The sequence below is a fragment of the Nostoc sp. NMS4 genome (assembly GCF_017115095.1).
Classification (GTDB): Bacteria; Cyanobacteriota; Cyanobacteriia; order Cyanobacteriales; family Nostocaceae; genus Nostoc.
The window spans coordinates 36,760-47,080 of record NZ_JABXKI010000223.1 but is presented as its reverse complement, the minus strand read 5'-3'; the positions used below and the strand labels follow the sequence as shown (position 1 = coordinate 47,080).

Sequence of the window (10,321 nt, the reverse complement as noted above, 5' to 3'; positions counted from 1 at the left end):
GAATTTTTATACCCATGCTGCTGCTGCTTCCCAACCTAAACCCCTCCGTATAATTGCTGCTTCCTCTCCAGTCATATCCAAGATGGTAGATACTTCATAAGTAGGTTCCTCGCCAGTGTCTACAATTATGTCTACCAACTTGTCCAAACGATCAAATAACTCTACCCGCGACTGAACAATTTCTGGATCTATCCGAACTATGCCATTATCAGCTTCATCTGGTGGCAGATGTGCTGAAGTTGAAATAATCGGATTACCCAAGGCTGCCAGCAACTCCAAACACACAGTATGGTTTGGTACTCTAATTCCAGTAGTTTTCCGCTTGGGGCTTTGCACCAATCGCGGTACTAATTTTGTAGCTGGGAGCAAAAACGTGTATGGCCCTGGAATCAGGCGTTTCATAATCCGATAGGCTGTGTCACTTACGAAGGCATAAGTTGCCACATCTGAAAGCGAGGGACATAAAAATGTCAATGGTTTATCGTTTGCTAGCTGTTTAATTTGCCGCACTCGTTCTACCGCCGACTTAGCATTCAAATCACAACCGATCGCATAAACTGTATCAGTAGGGTAAAGCATGACTGCGCCACTAGAGAGCGCCGACTTTATTTCCTCTATTCGGCGAGTTTGAGGATTATCCGGATGAACTGGGAAAATTTTTGCCATAACTCGGTGAGTGGGGAGGGGGGAGATGGGGGAGACAAGGGAGACAAGGGAGACAAGGGAGACAAGGGAGATGAGGGAGATGAGGGAGAAGAATTAATAACCAATGCCCCATGCCCAATGCCCAATGACTAATGACTAATGACTAATGACTAATGACAAATTTATTATGAATAAAATCGCTTATCTTCAATGTCCGACAGGAATTTCTGGTGATATGTGCCTGGGTGCTTTGGTAAGTTTGGGTGTTCCTGTGGAGTATTTAATTGAAAAACTCAATGGGTTGGGTATTGAACAGGGATATCAGTTAAGGGCAGAACTTGTCCAACGTAATGGCCAGCAGGCGACTAAAGTCCATGTGGATTTAGTAGACGATCGCCATCACCATCATCACCACGATGGCGAACACAGTCACGATCGCACTCGCCACTTGCCAGAAATAGAGCAGATGATTCTCAAAGCTCAGTTGCCATCACGGGCAGAAGCTTGGAGTTTGGCGGTATTCCGGCAGTTAGCGGTGGCGGAAGGGGCGGTGCATGGCATTTCTCCTGAAAAAGTTCATTTTCATGAGGTAGGTGCTATAGATGCGATTGTAGATATTGTGGGTACTTGCCTGGGGTTGGATTGGTTGGGAATTGAGAGCAATGAGCAAGGATTTCCCCTACTTTACTGCTCGGCGTTTCCGACTGGTGGCGGTACTGTTCGGGCTGCACATGGTCAGATGGCAGTACCAGTCCCAGCCGTATTAAAGCTGTGGGAAATGCGGGGTTGTCCAGTTTATAGTAATGGCATTGATAGAGAATTAGTAACACCAACAGGAGCCGCGATCGCCACTACTTTGGCAAGAGATTTTGGTTCGCCACCTGCGATCGCTATCAAGCAGATAGGACTGGGAGCAGGAAGCATAAATTTACCCATTCCCAATATTTTACGCCTCTGGTTGGGTGAAAGTGCAAGTTTACAGTCAAATTTCAGTGATTCTGAAGAAACTAGCTCAAATTTGGAAACCATCTCGGTATTAGAAACCCAAATTGATGATTTAAGTCCACAAGCGATCGGCTATACGTTTGAGGCGTTATTTGCAGCTGGTGCGCTGGATGTTTTTACCCAAGCGATCGGTATGAAAAAGTCGCGTTCGGGAATTTTGCTAACTGTGATTTGTCATCCAGAAAATTTACTCAGTTGTGAAGCCGTCATATTCCGCGAAACTACAACTTTAGGCATTCGGCGAACAACTCAGCAACGCGCCATTTTACAACGAGAAATTCAACAAGTGGAAACGGAATATGGCAAGGTGCGTGTCAAGATAGCATGGAAAGGGCGATCGCCAGAAAAAGTTATTGCAAATGTGCAGCCAGAATATGAAGATTGTGCAGACTTAGCCCGAAAACATAATATTCCCTGGCGCGAAATTCAACGGTTGGCGTTACAGCGTTGGTATTTAGTCAACACCTGATCCCAATTCCTCGTTCTCGATCAAAGACTGGGAAAGGAGCATCCCAATTTGGCAAATTTACCAAGATTGTTATAGGTAGGGGTGAAATTTTGGTACTGATTATCAAGACAAGAGCGACATTGGAACAAGTTGAGCAAATGCTGCAAACTTTAAAAATTTACATTAAAGTTGCAGTAGACATTGAAAAACAAATTCTGGCTGGAGGAGGAGAAAGACACTCTGAATGTGAAGCAGTATTGCTCGAAGATGGTAGTAGACAGCGAGATATTTGGGGTGCTGATTGGACTCCCTTTGACCAATCGATAGCTTATGAATCTATTATTAACATTCGTCCCAGTCAGAACAATCGTTCGATGATTATTCAAGAAACAGAAATTCGTGAACAAGTTAAAAAAATCACTCAGGAGTTAATTGGTGGATATAAACCAGAATTTAGATAAAAAACAAGTGCGTTTTCAAAGTGACAATACATCAACTCGCTTAGGACACATAGCTTCCAATTTAGCGAGGCTTAGAACATTTTGTAACACCGATTATAGAGAAGCTGTTGAGAGTGTAACAGATGAAACTCTGTGGTTCATTGAATGGACAGCAGGAGAAATTGAACCGGAATATGCCGAAGAACTAGTTAATATTCAAGTTCAACTAGAACGATGGAGATTAATTTTTGATAATATTTTGTCTGATGATCAAACACGCACTGAAGTTGCAGAAAAATCTAGTGTTTGGTCTGGACGACTATTAGATATGTCTGGCTTGCTGTCTGAATCCACACTGTAGCAATGATTTTAGAAAAAGTGTCGAGCAGCTTGCTGGAGTTTCCTCGTTCCCAGACAAGGAATTTGACTAAGTTAGAGTTTTTAGCAAATATTGTGTCAATGTAAACGCATCTACACCCAATTCGGTACGCTCTTGGGCGGCTAATATACCTGCTTGTGAATGCCACCATGCAGCAGTTGCCACTATCTCTTCTACAGGAATCTGTTTAGTTGTTGCTTGCGCTAACAATCCGCCCAGTAACCCAGTTAACACGTCGCCGCTACCGCCACGGGCTAAGGCGGGTGTGCTTTCAGGAACAATCCAAACGTCACCTTGAGGGTTTGCGATCGCAGTTCTCGCCCCTTTCAACAATACTATCGCCTCACTTTGCGCGGCAGCTTCTTGTACTGCTTTCACTCTGTCATGTTTGGCATCGGCGACATCAGGAAACAATCGCTCAAATTCGCCAGTGTGGGGTGTGAGTATGGTTACTGTTTGGCGTTTTTTTAATGTGGCGATCGCTCCCATTTGTGCCAAGATATTTAAACCATCGGCATCGAGAATTAGAGGGCGATCGCTTTTAATTACTTCTTGCACAATGGGAGTCGCATCTCGTGTTAAACCGGGGCCACAAGCGATCGCATTAAAGGAACTCAGATCGGTCTTTTCTGGTAAATTTAGGTGAGCGATCGCTCCAGTTTCCGTCTCTGGACAACCGACAATTAGCGCTTCTGGCAAGTGTGACACCAAAAGAGATTTCAGGGATTCGGGTACTGCGATCGAAAGCATCCCCACACCACTTGCCCTTGCACCTAAACCAGTTAAAATTGCTCCACCTGCATAGCGCCGCGAACCGCAAATCAGCAGTAAATGTCCTTCCTTATATTTGTGAGTAACTGCTGGACGGGGTAAAGGTAAAGTAGCAAGTGCTTTTGTTCGTGTAATAAGTTTAATTTTAGGTGCATCTTGGAGAACAGCTTCTACATCAGCTAAAGGAATATCAAAATCGATTAACTCAGCTTTACCAAGATATTCCAACGCTTGATCTTGGAAGAAAGCGAGTTTCCATAAACCTAAGCAAAATGTGTGAGTAGCGCGAATAGCAGTTCCCAATACTTCACCTGTATCGGTGTGTAAACCTGAAGGTAAATCGATACTATAAATCGGTACAGATAATTCATTTAGCTGATTAATTGCAGAGGCAATGGGATCGGTCAGATTTCTTTCTAAACCAAGCCCAAACAAGCCATCAATTAACAAATTAGAATCTGGCAGTTGCTCAATTGTTTGATAAATTGGAATGCCCAAACTTTGAGCATATTGCAAGTGCAGCGAAGTTAATTCTTTAAGTTTAGAAAAAGGAGAATAAATCCAAATCTCATACCCGCGAAAGTGTAATTCACGGGCTACGACTAAAGCATCGCCGCCATTATGACCGGGGCCGACAAGAATTCCCACACGAGATCCCCTTAAAAAAGGGGTGTTTGAAGAAATTTCTGGAATGCGACGGGCAATTAATCCCGCCACCTTTTCCATCAAAGCAACTACAGGCATTCCCTCTGCAAAGATCCGCTTTTCGATATCGCGCATCTGCCCAGCAGTCACTACCACTTGCGAAATTTGTTCTTGCCTATCTTGCATTAGTCCTGAGTGGTGAGTTATGAGTTTCAGGGTAACTGAAAGTTTACCAAAATTGACTCATATTTCACCCAAAAAAAGTTACAAACCGATTTCCACGTCTTCCAGAATGCCGAGTGCGTCGGGGACGAGGACAGCTGCGGAGTAGTAGGCTGTGACGAGGTAGGAGATAATCGCCTTTTCGCTGATACCCATGAATCGGACGGACAAACTGGGTTGGTATTCGTCCGGGATACCAGTTTGATGTAAGCCAATCACGCCTTGATCTTTCTCACCAGTGCGGAGTACAAGGATAGAACTGGTCTGATTCTTGGTAATCGGGATCTTGTTACAGGGAAGAATCGGTACATTGCGCCACGTGATTATTTTGCTCCCATCCATGTCGATGGTGTCTGGATAGATACCTCGACGGTTGCACTGGCGACCGAAGGCTGCAATAGTCCGGGGATGAGCCAGGAAGAACCTCGACTTCCGCCGACGGGTGACTAATTCATCCAGGTCATCGGGAGTGGGGGGACCGTTGCGGGTGTAGATGCGCTGTTTGAGGTCGGCGTTGTGCAACAATCCAAATTCGCGGTTGTTGATCAACTCGTATTCTTGACGTTCCCGCAATGCCTCAATCGTCAGCCGCAATTGTTCCTCAGTCTGGTTGTACGGTTGATTGTAGAGATCCGCAACGCGAGTACTTACTCGCAACATAGTTTGAGCAATGCTTAACTGATATTCGCGGGGTGAGAGTTCGTAGTCAACAAATGTTCCCGGTAACGTCGTCTCTGTGCTATGACTAGTTGACAACGCGATCGCAGCTTCTCCGTACTTGTTTTGTGGTTGTTCGCCACGAGTCCGAAACTGCTCAACCTGAGCCTGTAAAGCCTGGGACTGGTTGAGCAGTTCCCGAAATGCCTGTTGTGGTAGCGCCAATACTGTGCATCTGGTTACAGCCTTGATCGTGAACTTCCAACTGCTGTCTGATTCTAGCAAGATGCGATCGCCAAAATAATCACCGTCAGCTAGCATATCCAATAAAGGCTGCTCATCATACTTGCCAACACCAATCTTGTTCACCTTGCCATGTGCGATTAAGAAAAGCTGATTGGCTGGCTGACCTGACTGGACGATGATATCATCAGGTGCGAACTCCTGCTGAACAAACCGGCTGGCCAACGCCCTCAGCACCTCGGTATCTTCAAACCCTCGCAGCAAGGGCAACTCACCAAGTTCTTGGGGAATCACCTGCACCTCGGCTCCGGTGTTAGAAAAACTCAACCGCCCATCACCCACTGTATAGATCAACCGACGGTTCAGCCGATAAGTCCCACCCTTCGTCTGCACCCACGGCAACATCTTCAATAACCACCGCGAGGTAATTTCCTTTGTCTGCGGTGCAGATTTGGTCGTCGTGGACAAAGTACGCGCAGCATCTTTACTCAAACTCAGTTGAGGTTGTCCACCCTCAACATTTAAATTTGATTCAATAAAATCCGTCATCACCCCATCCTCTAGTTAACAATTTTGGATTTTAGATTTTAGATTTGTTTCACGTAGCTTGTTGCGGAGTGAGTGTAAATCAATACGGTTCAGTTAAGCATCTTTCTTCTCTTTCTTATCTTCCTTCGCGTCCTTTGCGGTTCGTTAAAAAAATTGACTTTAACAAAGAGTTTTAGCCTTAACCCAAGCGTATTGGAGTAGAAATCACAGACGTGTTGAAATTTTGAATTTTGAATCTTTCAATCCAAAATCCAAAATTTAAAATCTAAAATTCAACCACTCATCGCCCAATTTCAACATCTTCAAGAATGCCAAGTGCGTCAGGAGTAAGGACAGCTGCGGAATAATAGGCAGTGACTAGATAAGAAATGATCGCCTTTTCGCTGATACCCATGAATCGAACAGACAAGCTGGGTTGATATTCATCAGGGATACCAGTTTGATGTAAGCCAATCACCCCTTGTTTTTCGACACCAGTGCGGATTAAAAGGACAGAACTAGTACGGTTATTGGTGATGGGGATCTTATTAGAAGGAAAGATCGGTACGCCGCGCCAAGATGTCACCTGAACGCCGTTCACATCCACGCTTTGTGGATAAAGACCCAAGCGGTTAGCCTCACGACCGAAAGCAGCGATCGTCCGGGGGTGAGCCAGGAAGAATCCCGGCTCCTTCCATACTGTCGCCAACAGCTCGTCCAAGTCATCGGGGGTGGGTGCGCCACTACTACTGTAGATACGCTGTTTGAGGTCGGCGTTGTGCAGCAACCCAAATTCGCGGTTGTTCAGCAACTCGTGTTCTTGACGTTCCCGCAATGCCTCGATAGTCAACCGCAGTTGTTCTTCTGTCTGGTTGTACGGTTCATTGTACAGATCGGCTACCCGCGTACTTACTCGCAACACCGTTTGAGCAATGCTCAACTCATATTCTCTGGGTGTGAGTTCGTAATCGGCAAAGGTTCCCGGCAAATCAGCCTCTTGGGGATGAGCGGCTGTTAGCTCAATGGCGGCTTCACCTTGGGCAGTCTGTGGCTGGTTTAGACGGGTACGGAACTGTTCAACATGGGTTCCCAACGCCTCGGACTGAGCGATCGCCCTTTCAAACGCCGCTTGGGGTAGTGACAAAACTATAGTTCTAGTAATCGCCTTGAGGGTATACTGCCAAGTATCCTCAGACTGTACCACAGTTTCATCGCCGAAATGGTCGCCGTCAGCTAGCACATCGAATACGATCTGCTCGCCATACTTACCAACACCAATCTTGTTGACCTTACCACGAGCAATCAGAATGACGCGATCGGCAGGTTGACCAAGTTCAACGATGACATCATCTGGAGCATACTCTTGCTGAACAAACTGGTTTGCCAACCCGGTCAACACGTCAACGTTGTTAAACCCTCGCAGCAAGGGCAACTCAGTAAGTTCCAGGGGAATCACCTGTACCGTTGCTCCGGTGTTGGTGAAAGTCACCCGCCCATCACCCACGGAATAGCTCAACCGACGGTTGACTCGATAAGTACCACCTTTGGTCTGCACCCACGGCAACAACTTCAACAACCACCGTGATGTAATTTCCTGAGTCTGCGGTGCAGATTTGGCCGTTGTTGCCAAATTCCGCGCTGCTGCTGTACTCAAGCTTAACTGGGGCTGCTGATCTTCCAAATTGGGATCGTTAGAATATGTCACAACTTAATCCTCCACTTTTGAGTTATTAAAAAAATCGATCTGACGCGATCGCATACTGACCTTGAACTAAGGGACTTCCAAGAAATAAATTATCCAAATAAACGAACCACAGAGACGCAGAGAACACAGAGGGAAAAGAAATAGAGAGAATTAAATTTCTCAATTGCGAATTGGTATTAAACCCTCACCGATCCAATACGCCTAGCCGAAGTACCCAGCCCTGTAGGACCGTTGAGTAGCCGCCGCCCTGCTGGGGAATTATTACGCAATTCAAATTCCTTGTAGCGGTCTACCGTTATATGCCACTTCAGCACACCACACATCCACTGCTGTAGTTTCTCGACGTATCCGAACAGTTTCTTGCGGGTACTTTCATCTAGATTGAAATCGTCGAAAAGGGCTGGCAGTTCAGTGGCAACGATGTGTTGAAACTGGAGCGCCCGAGCGGTCATCAGGTTGTTGACAACTTCAACGGACTGTGGTATGTTGCAGTCGAGGAAATTTTGAACGACCAGCACGCAGTTATGGATTTCGCCCTCGAATTCGATTTCTTTCTGGTAGGAGAAGATATCGTTGGTAAAACAGGCGAAATCGGCGGCGGAATTATCGAGCGATCGCATCGGTCGGGTGCGGTAAATTTCCGACGGGATCTCGTCGCCCTGAGCCAGTCGGGACAGGCTCATGGTCAGATCCGAGCCAAAGGTTTTACGGCGCATCTCAATATAATCTATCGGGTCGGGAATCCGATTTTGGATCTGGTTCGCCAGTTCCCACAACCAACTTTCAGTCATGTCCTGAATCGCCCGACGGAATTGATAGCGGGCGTTTGCGGACATCGGGCCAGCTGTGCGCGACCAAATATCTGCCAAGCCGCGTTCTACTGGATTGGTTGGAAGCGCGGTTGGAGTGGAGTCGTCGAGAGGCATGAACGCCGACAGTCGGGCGTTGAACACTTTCGCACCAGCCATGTCGCGGTTATTCCCGTAGAGCGCCGGGAAGAAATCATCGGCATAGGTTCCCCACACAAGCCAGCACGCGCTCAGGTTCAGCTCGTGACCAGACCCATTTGGATGGATCAATGCACCGCAGAGGGCGACATCGGCAACATCAAACTTGTGATCATCCCAGATGACAGCGCCAGGAATGCCAGGTATTGAGTCCAGCATTCCCATTTCTCGCGCCCATTCCTTAGAATGCTTCCGCGCAGCATCCAGATGAGGATTCAAGCTTGTAGTGAAGGGCATATAAAACTTCGGCAGTGTTACTGGCCCGACAGCCTGATATGGAACGTGAGTAAAGCTCTTGAACCTTCCCAAACCCAAGGCGGCATATAGCGATTCAATGCGCGCAGCCGATGTGCCTAACCCTGTGGGTCCCCCCAGAAGTGGCGTGGATGTTTGAGAATTGTCTCCTCCCTTGTTCATGTAACGGCTCGATCGCATATGCCACTCATGACCGCCCGACTGCCAGTCCTGAAGCCCTTTGATGTAAAGGAGAACGTTCACACGAGCCACTGGGTCTAGTGCGTACTCCTCAAAAAGAGGGGGCAACTCGGTGACGGCAGTGTTATCAAACTGCTGTAACCGCGAGGTTAGCATGTCGTTGGTCAGGTTAGCCGCCTCCTGAGTACTGACATTTAAAAAGCGCTCCAAGACCAGCACGCAGTTGGCGTTCTCGCCTTCATCCTCCACTTCTCTCTGGTAGGAGAATAAATCGTTGCGAAGATGCACTCCATCGGCAAAGGTGTCTTTGAGTATACGCATTGGCCGAGTCGAGGCGATTTCGGGCAGAATCTCTATAAAAACGGCGTGTTCGACGAGATCCGCAGACCAGGGAGCGCCGCCAACCTTGCGGCGCATTTCGATGTATTCGATGGGGTTGGCGACCCGATCCTGATTGATATTAGCGAGTTCCCACAGAGACTCTTCTAGGAGATTCTTGGTACTCTCGAAAAACCGAAGTCGCCAATCCACAGATTTAGTAAAGGCGGTGCGAGACCACAGGTCAGCCAAGCCGCGCTCTACTGGATTGGTGGGAACTGAAGGAGTATCAGTGGGATGCACTGGCATAAACGCCGGCAGTCGGTCAAGGTACTCCTTTGCCCCAACCATGTCTTGGGTGCGCTTATAGATTTCCAGAAAGTGATCATCGAAGAAGAACACCCAAACATACCAGTCGGTTACTAGGTCAAGCTCTGCTGCTGGTGCATCTGGATGCGTATAGGAGCAAAGTAAGGCGTAGTCGTGGGAATCAAACGTGTGTTCATCCCAGATAACCGAGCTTTCTGCTTCCTCTTCTGAGCCAAGTATCCCCATCTCGTAAGCCCACGCTTTGGAATGAACTCGTGCCGTTTCCAGGTTTGGGTTTAGCCGTGCGGGCCAAGGCGTGTAAAATTCTGGCAGTTCAAAGGGTTGCATGATCTGCGCTAAACCTCCTCTGGAGTCTTCTTGCTGTGTTTATTTCGTGGTCGATCTAAGCACCGTTGCAGATCACAAGTATCCTCACCATCCAGCTAAATCCTCACATTTTGTTTGCTTGTGATGGTTCGTCTCAAAGCGATAATACAAGATGCTCTTAATCTAAATAACGAGCTATGTAAGTTTTATTTGAAGTTTTTCATAACGCAAGATAAG

9 protein-coding genes are annotated in these 10,321 nt (G+C 47.1%); 4 read left to right on the top strand and 5 right to left on the bottom strand.

Annotated elements, in window-relative coordinates; all coding sequences use genetic code 11:
- Positions 1-6 precede the first annotated feature (6 nt).
- Positions 7-666 carry an L-threonylcarbamoyladenylate synthase gene (locus HWQ37_RS19565; protein WP_292749856.1) on the bottom strand — a complete coding sequence of 220 codons (660 nt, stop codon included), beginning with the start codon at positions 664-666 and terminating at the stop codon, positions 7-9.
- Between HWQ37_RS19565 and HWQ37_RS19560 the strand changes: the two genes are divergently transcribed.
- From HWQ37_RS19560 to HWQ37_RS19545, 4 genes are all read left to right on the top strand, one after another.
- Positions 643-798, top strand: coding sequence for a hypothetical protein (locus HWQ37_RS19560; RefSeq protein ID WP_292749854.1), 156 nt, complete (start codon positions 643-645; stop codon positions 796-798). The genes HWQ37_RS19565 and HWQ37_RS19560 overlap by 24 nt on opposite strands.
- A gap of 34 nt (positions 799-832) precedes the next feature.
- Positions 833-2,119, top strand: coding sequence for a nickel pincer cofactor biosynthesis protein LarC (larC, locus tag HWQ37_RS19555; protein WP_292749857.1), 1,287 nt, complete (start codon positions 833-835; stop codon positions 2,117-2,119).
- Between the two features lie 89 nt (positions 2,120-2,208).
- Complete coding sequence (locus tag HWQ37_RS19550) at positions 2,209-2,559, top strand: DUF5674 family protein (RefSeq protein ID WP_292749852.1); 351 nt, start codon at positions 2,209-2,211, stop codon at positions 2,557-2,559.
- Entirely contained in the window at positions 2,534-2,899 is a 366-nt protein-coding gene (locus tag HWQ37_RS19545) for a hypothetical protein (protein ID WP_292749850.1), read from the top strand. The genes HWQ37_RS19550 and HWQ37_RS19545 overlap by 26 nt, the downstream gene beginning before the upstream one ends.
- A gap of 66 nt (positions 2,900-2,965) precedes the next feature.
- On the opposite strand, the gene HWQ37_RS19540 is transcribed toward HWQ37_RS19545, so the two are convergent.
- From HWQ37_RS19540 to HWQ37_RS19525, 4 genes are all read right to left on the bottom strand, one after another.
- Positions 2,966-4,519, bottom strand: coding sequence for an NAD(P)H-hydrate dehydratase (locus tag HWQ37_RS19540; protein WP_292749848.1), 1,554 nt, complete (start codon positions 4,517-4,519; stop codon positions 2,966-2,968).
- A gap of 78 nt (positions 4,520-4,597) precedes the next feature.
- Positions 4,598-6,004, bottom strand: coding sequence for a family 2B encapsulin nanocompartment shell protein (locus HWQ37_RS19535; protein ID WP_292749846.1), 1,407 nt, complete (start codon positions 6,002-6,004; stop codon positions 4,598-4,600).
- 280 nt (positions 6,005-6,284) lie between these two features.
- Positions 6,285-7,688, bottom strand: coding sequence for a family 2B encapsulin nanocompartment shell protein (locus HWQ37_RS19530; RefSeq protein ID WP_292749844.1), 1,404 nt, complete (start codon positions 7,686-7,688; stop codon positions 6,285-6,287).
- A gap of 176 nt (positions 7,689-7,864) precedes the next feature.
- On the bottom strand, positions 7,865-10,105 hold the full coding sequence (locus tag HWQ37_RS19525) for a family 2 encapsulin nanocompartment cargo protein terpene cyclase (RefSeq protein ID WP_292749842.1): 2,241 nt from the start codon (positions 10,103-10,105) through the stop codon (positions 7,865-7,867).
- Between the last annotated feature and the right edge of the window lie 216 nt (positions 10,106-10,321).

Bases quoted from the DNA above. Each gene is read 5' to 3' on its own strand.
- HWQ37_RS19565 (WP_292749856.1), bottom strand. From the start codon at position 666: ATGGCAAAAATTTTCCCAGTTCATCCGGATAATCCTCAAACTCGCCGA.
- larC (WP_292749857.1), top strand. From the start codon at position 833: ATGAATAAAATCGCTTATCTTCAATGTCCGACAGGAATTTCTGGTGAT.
- HWQ37_RS19535 (WP_292749846.1), bottom strand. From the start codon at position 6,004: ATGACGGATTTTATTGAATCAAATTTAAATGTTGAGGGTGGACAACCT.
- HWQ37_RS19560 (WP_292749854.1), top strand. From the start codon at position 643: ATGAACTGGGAAAATTTTTGCCATAACTCGGTGAGTGGGGAGGGGGGA.
- HWQ37_RS19540 (WP_292749848.1), bottom strand. From the start codon at position 4,519: ATGCAAGATAGGCAAGAACAAATTTCGCAAGTGGTAGTGACTGCTGGG.
- HWQ37_RS19525 (WP_292749842.1), bottom strand. From the start codon at position 10,105: ATGCAACCCTTTGAACTGCCAGAATTTTACACGCCTTGGCCCGCACGG.